Source organism: Nocardia abscessus NBRC 100374 (assembly GCF_000308455.1).
GTDB classification, from domain to species: domain Bacteria; phylum Actinomycetota; class Actinomycetes; order Mycobacteriales; family Mycobacteriaceae; genus Nocardia; species Nocardia abscessus.
Genome location: NZ_BAFP01000076.1, coordinates 17,618 through 41,845, shown reverse-complemented (window position 1 = coordinate 41,845; position 24,228 = coordinate 17,618). Strand labels below are relative to the sequence as shown.

Below are 24,228 nucleotides of genomic sequence, written 5' to 3'. Positions count from 1 at the left end.
TCACCACGGCCGCCGTGCTGACAGGACGCTCCTCACAACTCGCGCCGAAGGTCGCAGCTCCTAGGTAAAGACGCTTGTGTGGCCTCATCCGGCCTTCCCACTGATGGAGCCAGCCGCCGCAGCGGTGGTGGTGGGACACTCGGACGGTGAACGAGAACCGCGGCAGCGAAATCAGCGTTGGTACATTCGATTTCGACGATCGACTACCTCGACTCCCCATCCCGACGTTGGATGAGACGTGCAAGCGGTTCCTCGAGCGATGTGCGCCTTTGCTGACAGCCGAGCAACTGGCTGTCACCGAGGCTGCGGTGGAGGGGTTCCTCGCAGCGGACAGTCCGGCACGGATGTGGCAGGAGGAGATCGAGCGATTCGACCGGATGCCCAGCGTCCACAGTTGGCTCGATGCATTCTGGGCGTCTCGCCATCTCGGCTATAGAGACAGTATCGCGTTCAACGCGAACTCCTTCTTCTTGTTCACCGACTCCGAGCATGGACAACTCGAACGTGCCGCCGAACTGATCTCGCGCACCGCCGCATACAAGCTCGAACTCGACGCCGAGTTGGTGTCCCCTGTGGTGCTGCGCGGCCGGCGACAGTCCATGCATCAGAACAGATACCTATTCGGTACGACCAGGATTCCCGGCATCGAATGCGACTCCGTGCGCTCCGCCTACAACGCCGAGGAACCGGGTCCCTCGACGGCAAGCCACATAGTCGTCCTTCTTCGTCGACATGCGTTCCGCTTGGATATCATCGCAGATGACGGAACCGCATATCCTGTCCAGGACGTGATGGCCGGGCTGGACGCGATCAAGGCCACCGATGCGGCTGTGACGCCATCGCCGGGAGCGCTGACGACGACTTCGCGTGTCGCATGGGCGACGGCCCGCCAAGCCCTCATCGAAGATTCGGACAACGCCGCCGGACTCGAGACGATAGAAACGGCACTGTTCTGCGTAGCGCTCGAGGATTACGTGCCCGAGGACGAACGCGCGGCATGCCGCCAGCTCATGCATGGGGATGGCGGGAACCGTTGGTACGATAAAGCGCTGACGTTCATCGTGTTCGCCGATGGCCGCGCGGGCCTCAACATCGAGGAATCCGGTCTGGACGGAACAACCGTGGCCAGCTTCTGCGACGCCGTTTTGGGCGGTTCGACGACAATTTCGGCGGAGAAGACCGGGCGAGTGCCCGCGATATCGCCGATCGAGTTCCATCTCAACCACTATCTGCAAAAGGAGATTCGGCAAGCCTCAGCCGATTTCGTTAGGCAGGTGAATGAGACGGTCACGGAAGTGGTCACGATCGGCGACTTCGGGTCGGACACTGCCAAGCGACTCGGAGTATCCCCGGATGCGTTGGTGCAGACGGCTTTCCAGCTGGCCCATCAACGATCGAGAGGATTTCTCGGCAGCACCTACGAATCCGTTGCTGTACGGCATTACCGCAACGGCCGCACAGAGGCCCTCCGGGCGGTGACCCCCGAGGTCGTTCGCTTTGTAGCCTTGATGGATGATCCGACCGCGACTGCCGGTGCTCGGGCTGAAGCGCTACGTGCCGCGGTGGAGGCGCACGCCGCCAACACCAGAGACTGCCAAGCGGGGCGCGCGCCCGAACGGCACCTGGTGGAGCTACAGCGGATCCAGCGACACTGCGGCGATGAAGCGCTCGCGCTCTACGAATCGCCCGGTTGGGAAATTCTGCGCGATGATTACCTCAGCACCAGTTCCGTCTCATCGGCCAATGTCCGATTCTTCGGTTTCGGCCCTATAAGCACCCGCTGCATCGGAATCGGTTACACCCTGCAGCCCGGACGTCTGGATATTCACCTCAGCGCATCCAGGGAAACAGAGCAGCAAATGCAGAGATTCGCGCTCGCTATGTCGGCCGTAATCCCGGAGTTGTCCGATCTTCTCGGGACGGCAGTCATCGCGCAATGACGCAGGTCGATTATTGATACTGAAGCTTTCACTAAACAGTGCAAGAAAGATGTGAAGCACAGATGCATGGGCGCGGTGGCAAAGATGCCGAACAGGCGTTTCTGATCGAATTCCACACCGGGTGAGCGGAGGTGAAAGCCTATCTAGAGCTTCTGGCAAATCGAACAGTATGTGAAATGGTGTTGCTCAGCCTACTATTCCGTACTGTTCTCAACTCCCAATCTCTGTTGCTGGTCATGCATGTGCGGAGTACGTTGGATCTCTCCTTCGCCGCTGCAGGCCTATTGAGCACCATGGTCTACCTGTGTATGGCCGGAACCGAGCTACGACGCGGCCCGCACCTCAACCGCCTGGGCACGCGCCTCACCCTGATTCGAGCTATCCTGATCAACGGGATGTGCTGGGCAATAGCGCCATTCGCTCCCTTTACAGTGCTGCTTCTGCTCGCAGCGCTGGCAGCATGGTTTGAAATACCAGTTATCAACGTGGCAAAACAGGCTATAACCGTCGCCACGACCGACCGTCAGCGGCGCCCGGCGCTGGCCGCGTACGAAGTGACCGCGGATGTTTCCGTTCTGGCCGGGCCGCCGCTGGCGGTCGCAGCAGTGAGTATTCTGGACACGGATGTGGTGCTCTTGGTGGCACGAATGGTGGTCTTGTGTTGCGGGGCAGTCCTTTTGTTGAGACCCAACCCATCGTTGCGAACCGATACAAGGCGAATACATCGACCAGTCCCACGGCGGTCCTGGTTACAGTCCGGATTCGTCGCGGCCTGCGTCGCGTACGCCGCGGCCGGTGCCATAATCAGCGCGGAGGAAATGTTTGTCATCGCGATGATGAGCGATTTCCACGCCGAAGAGGCAACTGGCCTGATGCTCGCCGTCGGCGCAGCCGGCGCCGTGGCAGGCGGCTATCTTTATGGTTCGATATCCATAACCATTTCGCCGTATGTACTGCTGGCGGGGCTCGGAACCGGCATGGTGCCTTGCGCCTTCGCGTCCGGACCGGTTGAGCTGGCGATAACCGTCTTCATAGTGGGCATGCTGGCCGGTGCGGTTTTCCCGGCATGTACTGATCACATGAACGCAGCATTTTCCCAGGATGCGCCTGGTGAGGCCCTTGGTTTTCATTTCAGCCTGATGTGGGTAGGGATTGCCATGGGAAGTACCGTGGCAAGTCAGACCGTTCACTTCGCCGGTTCGTCGGTAGGAATACTATCCACGGCTGTACTCGGTATCGGTGCGGGAATCGTGCTGGGCCGAATCGCGGCGCGTGCGATCCCCACACGCGGGCAGGCCGGCAAAGCGGGTGGAGCGCGCATTGTCACCGCCGCGCGATGGATACTCGATATCGCACAAGTTGCATTTTCCCGAAATAGCGACGGCTCGCTCGACATATTCCTCGGTGGAAACAGTACCGCCGAGGAAAAGGAGACGCTGCTGGTTCTCGACCTTCGCGATCCGACCCAACTTCGTGACGGGTCATCGGCGGTTTCCAGGCCAAGCGTCAGCGACCGGTCCCAGATGCACGATTCTCGAACGCCGTGGACCAGAATCAGCACCATAGAGAAAATAGAATCACCATGGAACCGATCACCGAGTTGATCCCAAGTTTTGCTGACCACTGTGCACTTCCGGCTATCGCCGTTGGAACGTCCGATATGCGACCAAGTCAAAAACGCCAGATACAACTACGAATATCCGAGGTCAACCGAGCGTGACAAGTATTCAAACGCAAACTTCACATCCCGACCCTACCGCGCAAACAACTAGTACCACGTACGAGCGGCGAAGTCTCGATCAAGCCATAAATTTATCTGACGCCCATTGCCGGCAACCGCTTACGTCTACGCAGATCGACATTATCAACCGATTTCCAGCTCTCTTCCACCAAGCCCGAAAGCGGCCCCAGTCCGAGTTGGAAGAGGTGTTCATCAGCGCTTTCATGGACCTCGCCGGCGAGCCGATACACCATGACTTCTCCAGGTATATGCTGTCGTATTCCGCGTCATCCGCAATAACAATGGTGGCAAGCCACTGCGCTCACACAGGCAAGCGAGTTGCGTTGATCGAACCGGTTTTCGACAATATCTCGTCCATCTTACTCCGCGAAAATGTCAAGGTTGTACCGATATCGGAGCAGGATTGCACGGTCGAGCAACTGCCCGTGGCATTGGCACGGTTCGAGCCTGCGGTGGTATGGCTCGTATCACCTAACAATCCAACCGGATGGATACTGTCCGAACTCGAATTCAGAACACTGGTTCAGCACTGTGTCGACCGTCGTTGCACTCTTGTTCTGGACGCCTCTTTCAGATTCTTTTCACCTGCGCCGCCCGGCTGGTCGCAGTACGAAATCCTCGAACATTCGGGCGTTTCGTATATCGTGCTCGAGGATACGGGTAAGACATGGTCAAGCAGTGAGATAAAGGTCGGGTTGACGGTGTGCAGTCCTGACATGTACGCAGACATGTACCGCCTACACGATGATTTGCTGCAGGGCGTCTCTCCATTCCATTTGCGGGTCCTGACAGAGTTCATCCATGACAGTGCGAGAAATGGCATCGAGCATAGCATTCTGCCTTCGGTCATGAAGAACCGATCTATCCTTCGCGCAATTCTATACGACGGGGATTTCGAATTCGTAACCGAGATGCGATCACCTGTTTCGGTGGATTGGCTGCGTCTCCCGGAAGGAAGTGATTGCGAGGTATTCGTCCACGATGCGATTCGAAATGGAGTTCACATTCTACCCGGAACCAACTTCTTCTGGAACCAGCGGGAGCGGGGGCGAAATCTCGTACGCGTTGCCCTGGCTCGGGATCCACAGTTGATGCTGGAGGGTGCGCAGTTACTGCGACACACCGGAATAAAGCTCGCCGCGCGAGGGATCCAACGATGAGGACTCAATCGAGCCGTAGTCGTGTCTTGGTCACCGGGACGGATTTGATGCCAGCCGATATCGGATGGCTGTGCCAACAGGATCTCGAGGTCGAAATGTGTGACCGCGACCTGTCCGAAATGCAGTTGGCACGTGCTCTGGTAGGCAAGGACGCATACATTCTGGGGGGTGTGGAGCGTGCTACATCTGCTGCGTTGTCCGCCGCCGAAGACCTCAAAGTCATTGCATTCATGGGGGTTGGGTATCAGGCGTACATCGACACCGCCGCAGCGACCGCGGCGGGAATTGCGGTGACCAACGCCCCCGGAGCCAATGCACGTGCGGTCGCGGAATTCACGATCGGTCTCATGGTCGATGCCTGGCGCAGCATCACGGACCTGGCCATGGAAACGAAGGCGGGTCGATGGAACAAGCATATAGGACGCAACCTGCATTCGAGGACGCTGGGCGTCGTCGGCATGGGTACCATCGGCGCTCTCGTCGCTCGGATAGCGGCCAACGGGTTCGGGATGCGAGTAGTCTACGTGAGCCGGACAGCCAAACCGGAATTGGAAAGAGATATCGCCGCTCGGCGGGTCGAGCTACCTGAGCTGCTTACCGAGTCCGACGTCATCAGCCTGCACGCTACCTACGGCCAGCAGACAGAGCGGATGATCGGCGAATCGCAACTTGCTTCCGTCAAACCCGGTGCGATTCTGATCAACACGGCCGAGGCGGAGCTGGTGGATCCTGCATCTTTGCGGTCCGCGCTGCTCGATGGTCGTCTCGCTGCCGCCGCTATGGACAGCTACTACATCATGCCGACGCCATCGGACCGGACCGATCCCCTCGGGTTGATTGCATTGGGCAACAGACGGTTTCTCGTCACCCCGCACGCGGCCGGTGCTACCGAAGAGTCCTTCCGCAGGATACTCACGGCGAATGTCGATTCCATAAAAAATGTCTTGGAAATCGGAGAAGACCCACGAATTATCAACCCTGACTACCGTGACAACGCCCATTGGTTGCCAGTTCGGCAGAGACCTTGAAGTTCATGATTCACGGTCCTGTTCTGCGGCGCATGAACACGCGGTAGGCAGGGCAGTTCATCTCGCGCTCCGACTCGTCACGCACGACCCGCCGGCAGCGAACTCGGGAGCAGCGGGAAGCCGCAGCAAGGAGGCAATGTTGATCGAGAAACAAGAAGACGATGACATTCGCCGGTGTGCCCGAAAGCCGCTGGAGTCAGGCCGTTTTGACCAAGCCACGGTTGGCCGAGATGATGATCGGCCGGGCACTGGCCGCGGGTGTGATCGCCGGGTGGGTGACCGCCGATTCCGCCTACAGGCGTGACGGCAGATTCAGGGCCTTCCTGGAATAGCATCGGATGCCCTATGTGGTAGAGGTCCCGGTCAGACACACCATCATCGACCTCGATGGCCGCCGCAGAGTCGATACCCTGATCAGCCGCGCCCCAGCCGAAGCATGGCACCGGGTCTCGGCCGGTCTCGGAGTCCGAGGTGAACGCGAATACGACTTCGCCTGGGCCACCCTGCCGGTCCTCGACGACATCCGGGCTGGTTTGTACGACACTCTGCTGGCCCGGCGATCTCTCGACGATCCCGCGGATATCGCCTACTACGTGTGCTTTCACCCAGACACCATCGATCGCGGCCAGATCGTGGCCGTGGCCGGTGCGAGGTGGGCGATCGAGGAATGCTTCCAAGCCGCCAAAGGACAATGAGGTCTCGACCACTACCAAGTCCGCAAATACGACGCCTGGTACCGGCACATCACCCTGGCCATGCTCGCCCACGCCTTCCTCGCCGTCACCGCCGCCACCGACCCAAAAGCCCACGCGGGCTGGGCCGAATCACAGTCGCCGAAATCCGCCGTCTCCTGGCGATAGTGCTCCACCCCGCCCGCACCCTCACCCATGCCCTCGCCGCCTCCCGCTGGCGCCGCCACCACCAACACCGCGCCCAACACATCCGCTACCAACGGACCCGATTACCAAAGTAACGAACTACAACTGTCGTGCTAGGTTGCGTCTCCCGATAGGGATGGTCGTTCAGGTGATCATCGACCGGATGTGTTCCGCACGACGATCGCGCCGTAGTCCCTGCTCGGCGGATCTGGATAATAGCCGGGGATGATGTGCTGTCGGTCGGGCACCAGATAGCCGTGCCCCCGGTACATCTCCAGGAATGGATCGACGAGGCAGCCGCCGAGCTGCCGAAACGCGTAGTCGGCTGCGTCGATCTCACCGAACCGGCGGCAGTAGGCGTCGTAGCCGGGGATCTTGGCTCCGGTGAGAACATAGTCCAGTGCGAACCGCTCGGCCAGCTCGACGGGGGTCTCCATCATCACCGCGTATGCCATTCCGCCGCGCGCGGTCCGCTTCAGTGAGCCGGAGGCGAGGTAGATGGCGTTCGCGGCGTCCAGGTCTATCGTCGGGTAGTAACCGTGGCCGGTCACCGTATCCCAATCGCTGAGCTCGGCGACCTTGTCCGGCCTGTAGTGCATGGGGAAGCCCATCAAGGTTCCGACGACCTCATCGTCCTGCTCGAAAATCCAGAACCCCTCGGGGAACACGCGCAGGCGAGCGATCATCTGATCCCGGCTCGCCCGTTGGGATTCCTCCCAGTCCTGCTCGACGGCCATGATGTCATCCAGGTCGTCCAACGCCGCCTGGCGCACCCGGATCGTCATCGCGCCTCCCAGGTCACAGGGAGGCATTCCAGGCCGTGGACGAATACGCCGATCTTCCATCGCAATGTGTCCGGATCGGCCGCGAACCCCAGTCGGGGAAAGCGCTGCACCAGGGTGCCGATGGCAACCTGCGCCTCGAGTTTTGCCAGCGACGATCCGAGACAGAAGTGCAAGCCATGGCCGAATCCCAGATGCTGGTTCGGTGTCCTGGTGATGTCGAACCGGTCCGGTTCGGGGAACCGTTCGTCGTCATGATGTGCAGACAGCAACGAAGCGACAACCAGTTCCTCGGCCGGAATGACCGTGCCTCGGAACTCGACATCGGTCAGCGGAAAGGCCCCGGTGCTGTTTGCCACCGGCGGGCAGTATCGTAACACCTCCTCGATGGCGGGTTCGATGAGTTCAGGCGTGTCGCGCAGCCGCCGCAGCTGCGCTGGATGACGGAGCAGCGCCCACACCCCGTTGCCGATGAGGTTGCCCGTCGTCTCGAAACCCGCCGCGATGAGCAGGAAGACCATGCTCATCAGTTCCACCGATGAGAGCCGGTCACCATGCGTCTGCGCCTCGATCAACGCACTGGTGAGGTCGTCGCGGGGGTGCCTGCGGCGTAGCGCGAGGAATTCCTCGAGGTACTGCTGAAACTCGATCGCCATCCGGCGCAGGGCGTCGAAGTTTCCGTCCGCCGGCGGAGCGATCAGAATTCTGGTCCACTCCCGGAAGCGCTCCTGGTCTTCGATCGGAACCCCGATCAGCTCGACCAGCACGGTGATCGGCAACCGGAATGCCAGTGTGTCGAGCAGATCCACCGAGTCCTGCTGCTCGGCCAGGTCCAGCAGCCTCTCCGTCGCCTCGGCGATGCGCGGGCGCAGCTGCGAGATTCGGCGGGGAGTGAAGGCCTTGGCCACCAGTGCGCGCATCCTGCTGTGCTCGGGCGGATCGGCGTAGAGCATGTGCTTGTCCAGCCGGTCGAACTCGGTAACCCGGAAGTATCTCGAGCGCGCCTGATCCGACAGTTTCCGCTTGTCCTTGCTGAAACGAGGATCACGGAGCAGTTCGACCACGTCGGCATAGCGGGTCACGCGCCACTCGGGCGCCCCCTGGTGCGGATTGAACAGCCGGACGATCGGTGCCTCGGCACGCATCTGCGCCAGCGTCGGCAACGGATCGACCCGCATCTGCTCACCCCACAGGTCGAACTGGTTCATTCGGGTCGCTCCAGCACCTTGCCGACTCGAAGCCAGGTCGGCCTTCCACTGATCTCCCGCCACCACCGCGCCAGGTTCGGGCGCGCCTCGATCAGGTCCGCGCCGTTGGAGGCGACCAGATATTGCAAGTAGGGCAGCCAGGTGACCTCGGCGAGTGAGAACTCGGGACCGGCGAGGAACTCCTGCTCGGACAGCGTGGCGTCCGCGACGTCGAAAGGTGTCGTCAGTGCGGCGCGGGCAGCGGCGATAGCGTCCTGGTCCGGCGGCGGCGGCAACAGCGGAGCAGCGGGGCTGCTCCGGATGATCTCGTAGACCGGGCCGCCACGGACCAGTTCCCACACCGGGCCGCTGACATAGCTTTGCTCGATGCTGATCCACTGTTCCATCAGCCCGCGCAGCTGGAGGTCATCCGGCGTCAGCGCGGGGCCCGGCAGTCGCTGATCGAGATAGCGGATGATCGCCCGCGATTCATACAGCAGGAACCCATCGTCTTCGAGTACCGGAATCTCGCCGAAAGGCTGACGTCGCCGGTGTTCCGGCGACTTGTCGTGTCCTTTGAGAACACTCACCTCGACCAGCTCGGCTTGCTGATCCTTCTCCGCCAGCACCATCAGCACTTTGTGCGTACACGCGCTGGTGGCTGTCCCGTAAACCTTGATCATGATCCATCCTCTTCGCGCTCCGCGAGCATCTTCAGCAAGTATCGAGTGATCGCCCGTGGGGTCGGGTGATCGAAGGCGAGGGTGGATGGCAGCGCGAGGCCCGTTCGCGCGGCCAGTTCGTGCCGCAGTTGCACGGTCATCAGCGAATCCATGCCCAGTTCCATGAACTCGCCGTCGACCGGGACATCGGATGGCGAAGACAACTGGAGCACGGCAGCCGCATCCGCGCGTACCGCTGACTCGATCGCGGCCTCCCGCTCGCCATCCGGCAGCCCGATCAGCTCCTTGAGCCAATGCACCGGTTCGACGGCGACCTCTTCGCGCGGGGGTTCCGGGGTTTCGAGCCAGAAACGCCTGCGCTGCCACGGATAGTGTGGCAACGACACCACCGGGCGGCGATCCGGGTAAAGGCCGCGGAAGTCCACTGGATACCCCACGGTATAGAGGTCGGCGACGGAGTTCAGCAGGCTGCGCATTTCCGGGCGCTGCCTGCGCAGCGTCGGTATCGCCGCCGACGCGCCGACACAGTTCGCGACATGACCGGAGAGCACAGAGTGCGGTGCTATCTCGAGGAAGAGCTGCTGCCCATCTCTGCCCGCAGCGTGCACGGCTTCGGCGAACCGGACCGGATGCCGGACATTGTCCGCCCAGTATTCCCCGGTCAATTCATTTCCGGCGATCCGGTTTCCGCGTGCCGTGCTGTACAGAGGGCACGCGGTCCGGCCGGCCTCGACCGTGCCGAGTTCCTGCGCGAGTTCCACGGCCAGCGGAGCCATCGACGGCGAGTGGAACGCGTAGTCGACCGGCAGCTGGCGGCAGCGAACGCCTTGTCGCTGGAGTGGGCCGAGCACGGTGTGCAGTTCGTCCACCGTGCCGGACAGCACGACGGATCTGTCGTCGTTGATCGCGGCCACAGCGACCGAAGTATCGATCGTCGACAACAAGGCCGCGACCTTCTCGTGGGTGAGCTCGACCGCGACCATCGCCCCCGAACCGGCTGCCCGCGCCATGATGCGGCCCCTCGACACCACGATCCTGACGGCTTCCGCGAGACTCAACGCACCCGCGACATGCGCTGCGGCGATTTCACCGACACTGTGCCCGATGACCGCGTCCGGTCGGACGCCCCATGAGGACAGCAGGGCGGTCAGCGCGATCTGGAAGGCGAACAGCGCGGGCTGGGCGATCTCGGTGCGCTGCAACCTCGACCGGTCCGGTGGCGCGGCCAGCTCCGCGAGCAGCGAGAACGATGCGTTCTTCGCGATGAGCTCATCGCATTGACCGAGCACAGCGGCGAAGATCGGCTCGCTGGATTGCAATTGCCGTCCCATGCCGATCCACTGCGAGCCCTGTCCGGAGAAGACATAGGTGAGCGCGGGCGGTGCGTCGGCTCGTGCCGCGGTGGCACCGTCTCGTGCGAAGGCGTGCAGCTTCTCGGCCAATTCGGCCCCGGACTCGCCGACCACCGCGGTTCGCCACTCGTGATGATCGCGCCGTGCCCCTGCTGTGTAGGCTATGTCGTGCAGATCATTGCCCCGCTCGAGGACACTCGCGTATGCCGAAGCCAGCTCGGTCAGTGCCACCGGGCTGCGCGCCGACAGCGGAAGCACAACCGGCCCGGCGCGCCGTGGCACCTGCTCAGGCGTCGGCGCTTCGGTGACGACGACATGCGCGTTGGTGCCGCTCATGCCGAACGAACTGACGCCGGCGATCCGTGTTCGATCGCCCTCAGGCCATGCGACGGCCGTCGTCGGGATCGCGAATGGTGTTCCGGTCAGGGAAATCCTCGGATTCAGGGTGCTGAAGTGCAGGTTGCGGGGAATCTCCGCATTCCGCAACGCTAGTACAGTCTTGATCAATCCGGCGATCCCGGCGGCAGCTTCGAGATGCCCGATGTTGGTCTTGACGGCGCCGAGCACACAAACGCTGCTGTCCGGCTCCGGTTCGCCGAAAACTTCGGTCAATGCCTCGATCTCGATCGGGTCCCCGAGCGCGGTTCCGGTGCCGTGGGTCTCCAGGTATCCGATGTCGGCGGGGTGCACACGCGCATCGGCGAACGCTTGACGCAGCATGTCCTTTTGCGCCAGTGGGTTCGGCGCGGTCAGTCCGGCCGAGCGACCGTCGGAGTTCATCGAGGAACCCCGCAGCACAGCAAGCACTCGATCACCGTCAGCGAGCGCGTCGGACAATCTCTTCAGCACCACGATGCCGCAACCTTCGCCCCTGACGAACCCATTCGCACGCGCGTCGAATGCGCGACACCGGCCGTCCGGCGACAGCGCCTGCAGATCGGCGACCATCTGGGTCACCGACTCGTCGAGAACGAGGTTCACTCCCCCGGCCAGCGCGAGCGAGCTCTCTCCTGTCCGCAGGCTGCGGATCGCCAGGTGGACCGCAACCAGCGACGATGAGCACGCGGTGTCCACCGCGAGACTCGGCCCACGCAGTCCGAGCAGGTACGACAACCGGCCCGCACCGAAACAGTGGGCAGTTCCGGTGCCCGCGTACGCGCCCATCGCGCCGGATCTGGCGCTGAGCAGCAGATAGTCATTGCTGCTCATGCCGACGAACACACCGGTTCTGCTGCCGGCCAGCCGCTCGGTCACCACGCCGGCATCTTCGAGCGCTTCCCACGCGACTTCGAGCAGCAGCCGATGTTGCGGATCCAGCGCCGCTGCCTCCCTCGGCGAGATCCCGAAGAACGCCGCGTCGAAACCGTCGACAGCGGAAAGAAAGGCGCCTGTACTCGCGGCATCGTCAGTGGCGCGAACTGGTCGCTGGGACACCGCGTCGACGCCGTCGGAAAGCAACGTCCAGAATGATTCCGGGTCGTCGACGCCGCCGGGGAAGCGGCAGCCCATGCCGATCACGGCCACAGGTTCGGATTGCTGCCGCGTCAGCCGCGCGACCTCGGCCTCCAGGCTGCGCAGCGCGGAAGCAGCTTTCACCAGACGCGAGCGGTAGCCTTCCTCGTCGATGACGGTCACGGCCGCTGCCTGCGTTCGAGCCGTTCGATCGAACCGTCGATCTGCGCCAGCAGGTCGCCGAGGTCCTCGAACTCGTCGGTGGCCTCCTGGGGCTCGGCCATGCCGAGCACGTCGAGTAGCTGTTCGGTCAATGCCCGCACCGTCGGTGCGGTATACATCAGCGTCGCGGACAGCCGGACGCCTAGCGCCGCCTCCAGCCGGTTCCGCAGTTCGAGCGCCATCAGCGAGTCGACTCCCATGGTCGTCAGCGGTGCCTTCCGGTCGATCGAGTCGGCGTCGAGGTGCAGGATCCGGCCGAGTTGCTCAGTGACGAGATCATCGATCAAGCGCGGGCGTTCGGCAGCTGTCGCCGCGCGCAGCCGGTCGGTGAACCAGGGATCCGATGGCCTGCTCGCACTCTCCCGGCCATCGTCACCGAGTTCGGTGAACAGCGACGCACCGGCCAGAACCGGGTAGAACGCCAGCCACTGTCGCAGATCGAGATTGGCCGCAGCGATCTGGCTGGTGCTGCCACCCAGCAGCAGACCGAGGATGTCCATGCCCTGTTCGGGGGTCAGGGTGCCAATCCCCCGATGCGCGAGTCGCTGCCCTTCGGTGTTGCGTTCTGCCATGATTCCTTCCTGCGAGTACAACCCCCAATCCACGCACAGGGCCTTTCGGCCACCGTGTACCCGATGCCGGGCGAGCGCGCCGAGAAATGCATTGGCGGCCGCGTAGTTGGCCTGTCCCGGCGAGCCGAGCAGGGCAGAGGCCGACGAGTACATCACGAAGAACTCCAGCTCCCGGTCTTCGGTGAGTTCATGCAGATTCCATGCCCCACGCATCTTGGGTGCCAGCACGCGGTCGTACCGTTCGGCATCCAGTTCCCGAATGGTCCGATCGTCGAGGACCATGGCCGCGTGCAGCACTCCGCGCAGTGGCGGCAGCCGCTCGTCGATGTCCGCGAGCATCGCGGCGACGTCCTGGCGCCGGGCCACGTCCGCCCGCGCGACCACGACCTCGACGCCTTCCCTCCTGAGCTCTTCGATTCTGGCCTGCACGTCCGGAACAGGATCATGCCGTCCGGCCAGCACGAGGTGCCGTGCACCGTGCGCGGCCAGCCAGCGCGCCAAACCGATGCCGAGCCCGCCGAGCCCGCCGCTGATCAGGTACGTGCCCCGGGCGAAGGACAGTCCGACGTCACCTGGCTCGAACGAGGCCCGTACCAGCCTCGCCAGATTGCGCCCTCCCTCCCGTAAAGCGATCTCGTCCTCGCCGTCGGCCCCGACCAGTTCGGGAAGGAGTTCGTCGGCGCAACGGGTCGGCCCCCAACCCGATCGGAGGTCGACGCGCACGCACTCCAGTTCGGGGTGCTCGACGCTCAATGTCCTTGCCAATCCCCACAACGGCGCTTGGGACACCTCGACCGGTTCGGGGCCCACCTGCTGTGCGCCTTTGGTGACCAGCCACAGTCGGGGATGGTCCCGCATCGGGAGGCGAGCGAGCGCGCGGACGAGGCGCACTGTGCTGAGTCCGGTGATGTGCTGATCGGCGCTCAGCGTGTCGGCGGTGACGTGTTCGGTACTTGTGGTGTCCAGGCTCCACAGATGCACCACCCCGACGCAGGCTCTTTCGCCACCGGCGGCGACGTCGTCGAGCAACGCGCTCCACGCGTCGTCGTCGGCGATGTCGATATCCCGCTTGTCGACCAGTACGCAGGTTTGGCCACGCTGTTCGAGCAGCGTGGCCAGCGCCGTACCGACGCCGGTGGAATCGGTGAGCACCAGCCACGTCCCAAGAGGTCCCTCGCCAGGATCCGGGGCCACGAGCCGCTCCGCGGCGCGCCATGCCACCCGGTAGAGCCAGTCCCGGTACGGTGTCGGTTCGGCAGGCCTTGCCACTGTCAACCCCTCGACCTCGATCAGCACGGTGCCGTCGTCGTCGAGTACCAGCAGATCCCCACTGTCCTCGGTGGACCGGGCGCGTGCGTGTACCCACACACGGCCACCGGGGGGCCGGTGCACTCGGAGCCGGTCGATCCGAACCGGAATGACCCCGGCGCTCGCTCGCCGGTCGAGTAGCACGCTGCCGAGCACCTGGAAGCAAGCGTCCAGCAGAGCAGGATGGCAGACATACCCCGAGGGCAACCCGGTCAACTCGACCAAGGCCACACCCTCACCGTCGCCGGTCCAGATTCGTTGCACACCACGGAAGGTCGGGCCGTAGTCGATAGCTCGCCCGGCATACCGCGCGTAGTGCTCCGCTACGGCTACCTCGGTGCCGCACCGGTCCCGCACCGACGATGGCGGCTCGGCCATCGGCAGCCTCCCGTCCCCAGGACGGACGGATCCGTGCGCGCACAGAACCCACGGTTCGTCCCTTGCCGCTCGGCAATACACCTGGAAATGGTCGGCCTGCTCGATGAACTGGACGTGTCCGGAGCCGTTGTTTGCGAGAATCGCCATCCGGTCGAATGCGAGGTCCTCCAACACCCTCGATCGCCCGCAGGCGCCAAGCGCCATCTCCACATAGCCCGACGCCGGGAACACCACCGCGCCGTCCACCATGTGGTCGGCCAGGTACGGCAGACTCAGCTCGCGCTCCCAGATCCGGGTACCCGGCGAGGTCGCCGGGCTGACCGGCTCGCCGAGCAATGGATGCCCGTGGTCGGCGCGCGCGGCCGGAGTTCGATCCACCCAATACCGCTGGCGCCGCCACGGGTAGGCAGGCAGTGGCACGCAGCGTCCGCCACGCGGGTGGAGGGCGGGCCAGTCCACCTGGCAGCCCCGGACATACAGTGCGGCAAGCGATTCGAGGAAAACCGCGCGCTCATCGTGTTCGCACCGCCCGGACGGAACGACCAGGCCTCCGTCCTCTTCGATCGAGGGAAGCAGGATGGGGTGCGGCGTCAGTTCGACGAATATCGTGCGCCCCAGTGCCATGCAGTCACGAACCGCCTCCGCGAACAGCACGGGTTCGCGAAGGTTGCGTATCCAGTACGCGGTATCCAGCTCGGCGCCGTCGCAGACCTTTCCGAGCACGGTGGACCACATCGGCACCGTGGTGGCCTCCGGCGTCAGCGCACCGAGTTGGCGACTCAGCTCATCGGTGATGGCATCGACTTGTGGGCTGTGCGCGGCCACCTCGACCTTGATCCGACGACAGAACACCCCCGCACCGGTGAGCTCGGCCAAGACCTCGTCCAGCGCGTCCGGGTCGCCGGAGAGCACGGTCGAGCGCGCGCTGTTGCTCGCCGCGATCGACACCTGGTCGGCGAATCCGGACAGCACCGCGCTCGCTCGCTCGCTCGGCAGTTCCACCAGCGCCATCGCGCCGCGTCCGGCCAGTCCGCGCAGCAATCGGCTGCGGCGGCAGATGATGCGCGTCGCGTCGGTCAGCGTGAGCGCGCCGGCCACATGCGCGGCGGCCACCTCACCCATGCTGTGCCCGATGACGGCGTCCGGCTGGATGCCCTTCGATCGCCACAGTGCCGCCAACGCGACCTCCATCGCGAACAGAACCGGCTGCACGACGTCCACCCGGTCGAGCCGCGACGTGGATGGCTGAGCGGTCAATTCATCGATAACAGACCATCCGGTCTCTTTTTGGATGGCGTGGTCGCATGCCTCGACAGCCGCTCGGAACGCGGGCTCACCGGCGAGCAGTGCACGCCCCATGCCGAGCCACTGCGAGCCCTGGCCGGAGAACACGAACACCACTCGCGGCCGTTCGTCCGGCTCAGGGCCGGGCACCAGCCGCGGCGGCCCCTCGCCGGGCAGCACCAGGGCGGCCCGGTACTGATGATGATGCCGGCGGACAGCAGCGGTATATGCGATATCCGGGACCTCGGCCTGCCGCTCGTCGAACTCAGCGCGGAACGCAGAAACCAGATCGGTCAGCGCGCCGGCATCGCGCGCGGAGATCGGCACCAGTGCCGGTCCTGGTTCGGTCGCGGGAGGCTCGGCGGACTCCGGCGGATCGGCGACGATGACGTGCGCATTGGTGCCACTGATCCCGAACGAGCTGACACCCGCCATCCGCGTCGCACCGTCGTGTTTCGGCCACGAGACCGGATCACTCGGCAGTACCAGGGCGGTGCCGGTGAGGTCGATCCTGGGATTGACGGTGCGCAAGTGCAGGTTCGCCGGGATACGCTCCCGCTGCAGCGCGAGCACGACCTTGATCAGTCCAATCACCCCGGCGGCCGCCTCGAGATGCCCGATGTTGGTCTTCACCGCGCCGAGCACGCAGCGCGAACCATCGTCCCGCAACCCGCCGAGCACGTCGGCAAGCGCGTCCACTTCGATCGGATCGCCGAGCGGCGTTCCGGTGCCGTGCGTCTCGACGTAACTGATGTCAGCCGCGTCGGCTCGAGCGCTGCGCAACGCCTGACGGAGCAAAGCCTTCTGCGCGGAGACGTTCGGCGCGGTCAGCCCGGAAGATCGGCCGTCGGAATTCACCGCGGAACCTCGGATCACCGCGAGCACCGGATCGCCGTCCGCCACCGCGTCGGAAAGCCGTCGGAGGACCAGCATCCCGCAGCCCTCGCCCCGGACATAGCCGTTGGCCAGCGCATCGAAGGTTTTGCATCGCCCATCCTCGGACAGCGCGCGCGAGCTGGCCAGCATGTCGGTCATGTCTTTGGCCAGCATCAGGTTGACCCCACCGGCCAGCGCCATCTCGCTCTCTCCCGAACGGAGGCTCTGGACTGCCAGATGTACTGCGACCAGCGACGAAGAGCACGCCGTGTCCACGACCATGCTGGGTCCCTGGAGGCCGAGCACGTAGGACAGCCGTCCTGCGGGGAACGAGTGCCCGTTGCCGGTCACCGTGTAGATGTCCCGGTTTCCGAGGCTCAGCCGGTCGTAGTCGGTGACGACAACACCGGTGAAGACACCGGTTCTCGAGCCGGCCAGCCGGTCCAGGCGAGCGTGCCCGGCCTGTTCCAGCGCCTCCCAGGCCACTTCCAGCAGCAGGCGCTGCTGGGGGTCCATCGCCTCGGCCTCCCGGGGCGCGATGCCGAAGAAGGCCGCGTCGAATGCGTCCACATCGGACAGAAAGCCACCCCAGCGCGCCGGACTGCCGACCTCACCCACCCACCGGTCCGGTGGCACTTCGGTGATCGCATCGACGCCGTCGTCGAGCAGTTGCCAGAACTCGTCGGGGCCGCAGCCGCCGCCCGGCACACGGCAGCCGATGCCGATGACGGCGATCGGCTCGGTCTTCGCCATCAGCTCCCGGTCCAGCCGGGTCTGCAGGGTCCGCATAGCCGCCAAAGCCTGCTTCACCGGCGATGTCTGCTCAGTCGTCATGTTGTTCCTGTTCGACGAGCCGGATGCTCTCCAGCAGCATGGCCTCGGCTTCCTCGTCGGAGAGCAGATCAATGTCCGCTGCCATGGAAGGCCGATCGTCCGGTTCCGGTTCTCCGGCCGGAGTGCCGGTCACGGCGAGTTCGTCCGCGACGAACTCGGCGAGCGCGGCGATGGTCGAGTAGGTGAAGACCAGCGCGACGGACAACCGGACGCCGAGCGTCGATTCCAGCCGGTTGCGTAGCTCCACCGCCATCAGCGAGTCCATACCCATGTCCTGGAACGTCGACTGCCGGCTCAGGCTCGGAGGATCTCGCTGCAGCGTCAGGGCAACCTGTTCGATCAGGTGCTCTTCGATCAACCCTGCCCGTTTCGGGGCGCTGGTCGCGGCCAGCCTGTCGGCGAACGCGGTGGTGATCCCCGAGGCACGGGACTCGATCTCATCGAACAGCGGTGTCCCCGCCGCGCTGGGAAACGATTCGAACCAGTGCCGGAGGTTCAGCTTCATCACCGCGAGTTGACCGAGATCCGCACATACCCCGTGGTCCAACGCTCGCCCGAGATCTGCCGAGGACGCATCGGCGATGCCGTGTGTCGCCGTGCCTGCCTGCGCGAGGTGCAGGCTCAGTGCACGCAGGCCGCGGGCACGGCGATGGTATGCGATCGCGTTCGACCGTGCGCTTCCTATCGAGTCGCCCGGAGACCCGAACAACGAGGCGACCGAGGAGCAGAGAACGAAGAGATCCAGCTCGCGATCGAGCGTGTGTTGATGCCACCGCCACGCGCTGTCCTCGCCCGCGGCGTGGACGAGCCCGCGCAATGGGCCCCACGCAGCCTCGATCTCGGTGATCAGCCCGGTCGTCTCGTGGTCGTCGGTCGGGTACGTGTCGAGGGTCGACACCTGTGCCCCCGGAAAGCTGATCGGCCCGATGGCGCCGTCTCGGTCCAGGATCACGATGTTGCGCGCACCACGGTCGGCCATCCACCTGGCAAACGATTCCGCGAGTGCGGCATCCGCGCCGACGATCAGGTATGCGCCGTCCGTCCGCAACGTCGCCACTCGCTCACCAACGTCCGGCGCGCGGACCAGCCTGGCCACGAACCGGCCACCGGGACGCAGGGCGACATCCGTCTCCCGATCATCGCTGAGCAAGACCGTCACCAGCGTGGCCGCGTCATCGGGTGTCGTCTGCGCGGCAAGGTCCACCCGCGTGACCGACAGCTCGGGATGGTCGAGCCCGATCGCCCTGCCGAGTCCCCACAACGACGCCTGGTCGACATCCACCGCCGAGACGTGCTCGCCGACCGCCTGGGCGGCACGGGTCACCAGCCACAGCCGTGGCTGATCGCGCCAGCCCATGCCGACCAGCGCGTCGGCCACGCCCCGCACGCTCGCGCTGCCGAGACTTCCGATGTGCACCACCCCGGTCGGCGCCGATCCGGTCAGAACCGCCCGTAGAGACTCTGTTCCGGTCGGGTCCGTTCCCTGCGCGGTCACCAGTTCACACTGCTTGCCTCGAGCCCTCAGCTCGTCCGCGAGCTCGGCGCCGAGACGATCCTCGCCCGCCAACACGATCCACGACCCGGCTCGATCTCGCGCCGGTTGTCGGTCCGCTCGTTCGCGCCATTCCACCGTGTACAGGCAATCCGCCACCGGGTCGGGATCTTTGAGCGGCCGCAGGCGCACGCCCTCGGCCTCCACCAGTACCCGGCCGTCGTCGTCGAGCAGATAGAGGTCGCCGCCCGACCCCGCTGATCGGGCGTGTGCCCATACCGGGCCCGCCGGTGTCCGATGCACTCGCAACCGACCGATCCCGGTCACCACATTGCTTCCGGACGAACCGTTGCACAGGGCGATCAGCGCCTGCAGACCGGCGTCGAGTACCGAGGGGTGGATGCGGTAATCGGTGTCTCGACCATGTGGCTGCTCCGGCAGTACGAGCCGGGCCAGCACTTCCTCCTGGCCGAACCACAGCTCCGATACCCCACGAAGGTGCTCTCCGATTGCCAGGCCCGCCCCGGCCAGCGCGCGGTAGTGCTCTGTCCGGTCCCGGTGCGCGGTGCAGCGGTGCCGAATCAGTGCGGGCTCTTCGCGCACATCCGGCTTTTCGGTGTCCGGCCCGACGGTGGCCAGTGCGTGCCGCACCCAATCCGGACCGTGGTGGCCGAATACCTGGAACAGTCCTTCCCGTGTGCTGATCACCGTCTGGGTCGTGGGCACCGCTGCCGCGGTCACTTCCAGCATGCGCTCGAACACCAGGTCGGTGACGGCGATGTCCTTGGTTCTGTACGCCTCGGCGCCCGCTACCAATGCCATTTCGGCGAACGTAGCCGCCGAGGTCACGGTGTTCCCGCGCACCGCGAGGTCCGCGAGATACGGCAGCCTTACCGGGTCGAGCGCGCGTTGCCAGTAGCGGGTTCCCCGCTCTACCGCCGAGATCAGGCCTGTGCCGAGCAGCGGATGGCCCCGGTCGTCGCCGACGGCGAGCGCGGTGTGTCGGTCGGCCGCGAGCCAGTATCGCTTCCGTTGCCACTGGTAAGCGGGCAGCGGAACGACCCTGCCGGTTTCGAGTAGCCGAGCGAAATCTGGCTTGCAGCCACCGGCGTACAGTGCGCCGGCCGCGCGGCGCAGCGCGGATCGTTCGTCCTCCCCCTTGCGCAGCGAACCAACGGCGTGACCGTCGATCCGGCGGGCAGCAAGGCATCGCTGGACGTTCTCCAGCAGAACCGGATGCGGCCCGATCTCCAGGAAAACCCGGTACCCGTCGGAGATCGCGCCGTTCATGGCGTCCGCGAACCGCACTGTCTCCCGCACGTTTCGTACCCAGTAGTCCGCGTCGAATCGCTGATCATCGATGAGCTTCCCGGCGACTGTGCTGTAGACGGGCAACCGGTTCGGCCCCGGAGTAAGCGAGCCGAGCACCTGAGACAATTCGCGCCCGGCCGGATTCATCCGCGCACTGTGGAACGCGTAACCGACCCGGAGCTGACGGCATGCGATCCCCTCGCCGCGCAGCCGTCCGAGCAAGTCGGCAAGGGCGGCGGCGTCACCGGAAACGACGGTCGAATCGGGATCGTTGATCGCGCCGATCGTGAGCTCACCCTGGTACGCGCTCAGCAGGTCGCGCACTCGCTCGGCGGGCAGTTCCACCGAAGCCATCCCACCTTCTCCGGCCGCAGCCTGCATCAACCGGCCCCGGTGATACACCACCTCGACCGCTTCGGCGAGGGGCAGCGCCCCGGCCAGGTACGCGGCGGTGACTTCGCCGACGCTGTGGCCGATCAACGCGTCCGGCGCAAGTCCCCATGCCTGCCACAGCCGCGCGATCCCCACCTGGACAGCGAACAGAGCAGGCTGCGCTACCGCGGTCTCGTCGAGGCGGCTCCGTTCCGCCGGCGCGGTCAGCTCGGCCGTCAGCGACCACGTGGTCAACGGCCGTAACCACTTCTCGCACTCTTCGACAGCCGCGCGAAACACCGGCTCGGCACGCAACAGGTTTCGGCCCATACCGGCCCATTGCGAACCCTGGCCGGAGCACACGAATACAATCGCTCGCCGCTCGCCGCGCGCCACACTGCCCATCCACGTGTTGCCGGGCATGGTCCCCGCAGCCGCGGCACGCAATGCATCGGCCAGCTCCTTCGAAGACGAACCCGTCACCGCGAGCCGGTGTTCGTGGTGGTCCCGCCGCGCCGCGGCCGTGTAACACAGATCGCGCAGGGCGATGTCGTTGTCACCGCTGAGCTCGCGCGCCATCGTGGTCGCCGATGCCAGCAGGGAATCGCGAGAGCGGGCGGAGAGCACCAGCAACTCCGTCCGGCCCTGGTCCTTCGGCGGCTGGACGGCGCCCAGGGTGTACAGCGCGCCCAATGAGTCGATCAAGGTCGAGCGGTCGCGGTCCGCACGGCGCAATGTCGGCAATACCATGCCGCCGTGCTGCTCGACCACAGACGCGAGAATCGGATGCGGGTCGACGTCAACGAAGATCTGGCGGCCCCCGGCGAGTAAGTGTCCCATCACGGTGTCGAATCGCCATGGTTCGCGTTCGGTGCGCACCCAGTGCTCGGCATCGAGCAGCGCGCCCTTCATCTGTGCCCCGGTGGCCGAGGAATAGAACGGTATCCGGGTCTCGCCGGGTCGCAGATCGGCGAGCGTGGCCCGCAGGTCAGGCAGCACCTCGTCGACGTAGGGACTGTGCGAGGCGTAGTCGACCCTGATCCATGCCGACGCGACCGAGCGCGCGGCGAGTTCGTCCCGTATCGCCTTGATTGCTGCTCGATCACCGGAGATGACCGTGGATCCCGGGCTCGCACAGCCTGCGACCCATACGTCACCACCGTGCCGGGACAGCAGGTCGGTCGTCTCCTCAGCGGACAGGTCGAGTACCGCCATTCCGCCGTCGCCGGACATCCCGCCGGCGATCGCGCTGCGCCTGCACATGATCAGCGCGGCATCATCGAGAGTGATCGCTCCGGCGACGTGCGCGGCGGCGACTTCACCCATGCTCATCCCGGCGACGGCATCCGGCTCGACTCCTTGTGATCGCCACAGGTCGGTCAGCGCGAGTTGCATCGCGAAGATCGCCGGCTGGACCAGCTCAGTGCGCTCGATCCAGCTCTCGTCGGCCGAGGTCAGCAGCTGGGTGAGGGACCAGTCGACGTGTGGGCGCAGTGCGGTCTCGCACCGCATGATCGCCGACCGGAATGCGGGCTCACGCAACAACCGCGCACCCATCCCGGTCCACTGCGCACCCTGGCCACCGAACAGAAACGTGATCCTCGGCCGGTCGCTGTCGATAATCCCGGTGCTGATTCCGGCTCCGGCACAGCCGCTGAGGAATTTCTCCGTGCCCGTGGCGATGTCGTCGCGGTCGCGAACGGACAGTGCGAGCCGGTGCGAGCCGTCCGCCTCGACCGACGCGGCGGCGCACAATCGGGCGATCGGCGGCAGGTCCCGAGTGGACGCCAGCTCCCGCGCCGCGGCACGGAGGCCGTCTTCGGTGCCCGCGGCAAGGGGCAGCAGGTGGACCGGAGTGTCATCACCGCTCTCGAGGACCACATGGCAGTTCGTACCGCCGAAGCCGAACGCGCTCACCCCGGCGACGAGGCGACCTTCTGCGTTGCCGTGCCACCGCTCCGCCCGCGTAGGGACCCTTAAACCCCATTCATCGAACGGGATATTCGGGTTGGCTTCCTCGAACTGGCCGCATGGCGGCACGGTGCGATGCCGCATCGCCAGCAACACCTTGATCAGTCCGGCGATCCCGGCCGCAGGTTCGAGATGGCCGATCGCGCTCTTGACCGAACCGACCGGCAGCAGTTGGTCGCGAGACCGGCCCGCGCCGAGCACCGCGCCCAGCGCGCTTGCCTCGATCGGGTCACCGAGCGCCGTTCCCGTCCCGTGCGCCTCGAGATACCCGACCTCGGCGGGCACAACCCCCGCTCGGCGATAAGCGCTACGCAGCAAGGATTCCTGGGCCAGCGGGCTCGGCGCCGTCAGGCCGTTACTGAATCCGTCGTGGTTCACGGCGCTGCCCTTGAGCACGCCGTGAATCGGATCACCGTCGGCGAGTGCCTGATCGAGCGGTTTGAGCACGATCATGCCGCCACCTTCACCGCGGCCGTATCCATCCGCACGCGCGTCGAACGCCTTCGACCGCCCGTCTGGTGCCAGCGCGCCGAGCCGGGACAGCGCGTGCACCGTGTCCTGCGCCAGCATCAGGCTCACGCCACCGGCCAACGCGAGATCGCACTCGCCTTCACGCAGGCTCTGGGCCGCGAGGTGGACCGCGACCAGTGACGACGAGCATGCGGTGTTCACCTGAAGGCTCGGCCCGCGCGCACCGAGCGTGTAGGACAATCGGGCGGGAATAATGCTCGGATCGCCTCCGGCCAAGGTGTGCTGGGTGACCAGGTCGGGGTCCGCGCGAATGCCCGCCCCGTACTCACTCCACATCGCACCGACGAAAACTCCGGTCCGGCTGCCTTCGAGACCGCTTGGCGGAATGCCCGCGTCATCGAGAGCTTCCTGCATCAGTTCGAGCATGAGCCGTTGCTGCGGGTCGACGTGCGGAGCCTCCCGGGGAGATATACCGAAGAACTCCGGGTCGAACTCGTCGATCCGGTCGAGGAACCCGCCGCGCGGCGGACCGTCGCGGCCCCATCGACCATCCGGCGGTTCGGTGAGCGCGTCGGCACCCGAGCTGAGTAATCGCCAGAATGCCGTCGCGTCGGGAGCGCCAGGGAACCGGCAAGAAAGACCGACGATCGCGATCGACTGATCTTGACCTGGCGTTTCGCGCTGCACCGGTGGCGTCGAGCCGGCTCCGGTCAGCCTGCGCGCCAGAGTGATCGGCGACCGATGCGCCCAAAACAGGACTGGCGACACGGGGTGCCCCCGTGCCTCACTCAACTCGTCGGCGAGCGCCGTCAACATCAATGAATCGAGCCCGTAGCTGGTAAACGGCTCACGTCCATCGATCGCACCGGGATCCAGCCCGCTCAGGGCGGCGGTTCTAGCTATGAGCCAGTCCCGGACAGATTCCATAGACCAG

At 65.0% G+C, this 24,228-nt stretch carries 13 protein-coding genes; 6 read left to right on the top strand and 7 right to left on the bottom strand.

What is annotated here, in order from left to right:
* Positions 1 to 146 precede the first annotated feature (146 nt).
* The 6 genes from ON19_RS14750 (at position 147) to ON19_RS38895 (ending at position 6,564) form a co-directional block, all read left to right on the top strand.
* Positions 147 to 1,940: a choline/carnitine O-acyltransferase gene (locus ON19_RS14750; protein WP_218006417.1), complete on the top strand. Its 1,794-nt coding sequence runs from the start codon at positions 147 to 149 to the stop codon at positions 1,938 to 1,940.
* A 176-nt stretch (positions 1,941 to 2,116) separates the two neighbouring features.
* On the top strand, positions 2,117 to 3,544 hold the full coding sequence (locus ON19_RS14745; RefSeq protein ID WP_043691711.1) for an MFS transporter: 1,428 nt from the start codon (positions 2,117 to 2,119) through the stop codon (positions 3,542 to 3,544).
* Positions 3,545 to 3,656: 112 nt separating this feature from the next.
* Positions 3,657 to 4,841 carry a pyridoxal phosphate-dependent aminotransferase gene (locus ON19_RS40210; RefSeq protein WP_368854284.1) on the top strand — a complete coding sequence of 395 codons (1,185 nt, stop codon included), beginning with the start codon at positions 3,657 to 3,659 and terminating at the stop codon, positions 4,839 to 4,841.
* Complete coding sequence (locus ON19_RS14740) at positions 4,838 to 5,869, top strand: 2-hydroxyacid dehydrogenase (protein ID WP_083899378.1); 1,032 nt, start codon at positions 4,838 to 4,840, stop codon at positions 5,867 to 5,869. Before ON19_RS40210 ends, ON19_RS14740 begins: the two co-directional genes overlap by 4 nt.
* 161 nt (positions 5,870 to 6,030) lie before the next feature.
* The gene (locus ON19_RS41880; protein ID WP_157229708.1) at positions 6,031 to 6,201 is read left to right on the top strand and encodes a hypothetical protein; all 171 of its coding nucleotides are present in this window, start codon (positions 6,031 to 6,033) and stop codon (positions 6,199 to 6,201) included.
* Positions 6,202 to 6,207: 6 nt separating this feature from the next.
* Positions 6,208 to 6,564, top strand: coding sequence for a hypothetical protein (locus ON19_RS38895; RefSeq protein WP_051168881.1), 357 nt, complete (start codon positions 6,208 to 6,210; stop codon positions 6,562 to 6,564).
* 11 nt (positions 6,565 to 6,575) lie between these two features.
* Here ON19_RS38895 and ON19_RS38890 read toward each other — a convergent pair whose 3' ends face one another.
* The 7 genes from ON19_RS38890 to ON19_RS38885 all read right to left on the bottom strand — a co-directional run bounded on the left by ON19_RS38890 (position 6,576) and on the right by ON19_RS38885 (position 24,221).
* A complete protein-coding gene (locus ON19_RS38890; protein WP_157229707.1) occupies positions 6,576 to 6,788 on the bottom strand; it encodes a hypothetical protein in 213 nt (70 codons plus the stop codon).
* Positions 6,789 to 6,899: 111 nt separating this feature from the next.
* A complete protein-coding gene (locus tag ON19_RS14730; protein WP_043691707.1) occupies positions 6,900 to 7,532 on the bottom strand; it encodes a GNAT family N-acetyltransferase in 633 nt (210 codons plus the stop codon).
* On the bottom strand, positions 7,529 to 8,737 hold the full coding sequence (locus tag ON19_RS14725; protein WP_043691704.1) for a cytochrome P450 family protein: 1,209 nt from the start codon (positions 8,735 to 8,737) through the stop codon (positions 7,529 to 7,531). The genes ON19_RS14730 and ON19_RS14725 overlap by 4 nt, the downstream gene beginning before the upstream one ends.
* Positions 8,734 to 9,399, bottom strand: a complete 666-nt coding sequence (locus tag ON19_RS14720) for a glutathione S-transferase family protein (protein ID WP_218006416.1) — start codon at positions 9,397 to 9,399, stop codon at positions 8,734 to 8,736. The genes ON19_RS14725 and ON19_RS14720 overlap by 4 nt, the downstream gene beginning before the upstream one ends.
* Positions 9,396 to 12,386 carry a type I polyketide synthase gene (locus tag ON19_RS14715; protein WP_051168879.1) on the bottom strand — a complete coding sequence of 997 codons (2,991 nt, stop codon included), beginning with the start codon at positions 12,384 to 12,386 and terminating at the stop codon, positions 9,396 to 9,398. The genes ON19_RS14720 and ON19_RS14715 overlap by 4 nt, the downstream gene beginning before the upstream one ends.
* Positions 12,383 to 17,677 (bottom strand): type I polyketide synthase, encoded by a 5,295-nt coding sequence (locus ON19_RS14710; RefSeq protein ID WP_043691701.1) that lies wholly within the window; start codon positions 17,675 to 17,677, stop codon positions 12,383 to 12,385. Before ON19_RS14710 ends, ON19_RS14715 begins: the two co-directional genes overlap by 4 nt.
* Positions 17,667 to 24,221, bottom strand: a complete 6,555-nt coding sequence (locus ON19_RS38885; protein WP_083899377.1) for a type I polyketide synthase — start codon at positions 24,219 to 24,221, stop codon at positions 17,667 to 17,669. Before ON19_RS38885 ends, ON19_RS14710 begins: the two co-directional genes overlap by 11 nt.
* Positions 24,222 to 24,228 lie beyond the last annotated feature (7 nt).

Bases quoted from the DNA above. Each gene is read 5' to 3' on its own strand.
- ON19_RS14745 (WP_043691711.1), top strand. From the start codon at position 2,117: ATGGTGTTGCTCAGCCTACTATTCCGTACTGTTCTCAACTCCCAATCT.
- ON19_RS14740 (WP_083899378.1), top strand. From the start codon at position 4,838: ATGAGGACTCAATCGAGCCGTAGTCGTGTCTTGGTCACCGGGACGGAT.
- ON19_RS41880 (WP_157229708.1), top strand. From the start codon at position 6,031: ATGACATTCGCCGGTGTGCCCGAAAGCCGCTGGAGTCAGGCCGTTTTG.
- ON19_RS38895 (WP_051168881.1), top strand. From the start codon at position 6,208: ATGCCCTATGTGGTAGAGGTCCCGGTCAGACACACCATCATCGACCTC.
- ON19_RS14730 (WP_043691707.1), bottom strand. From the start codon at position 7,532: ATGACGATCCGGGTGCGCCAGGCGGCGTTGGACGACCTGGATGACATC.
- ON19_RS14725 (WP_043691704.1), bottom strand. From the start codon at position 8,737: ATGAACCAGTTCGACCTGTGGGGTGAGCAGATGCGGGTCGATCCGTTG.
- ON19_RS14720 (WP_218006416.1), bottom strand. From the start codon at position 9,399: ATGATCAAGGTTTACGGGACAGCCACCAGCGCGTGTACGCACAAAGTG.
- ON19_RS14710 (WP_043691701.1), bottom strand. From the start codon at position 17,677: ATGACGACTGAGCAGACATCGCCGGTGAAGCAGGCTTTGGCGGCTATG.
- ON19_RS38885 (WP_083899377.1), bottom strand. From the start codon at position 24,221: ATGGAATCTGTCCGGGACTGGCTCATAGCTAGAACCGCCGCCCTGAGC.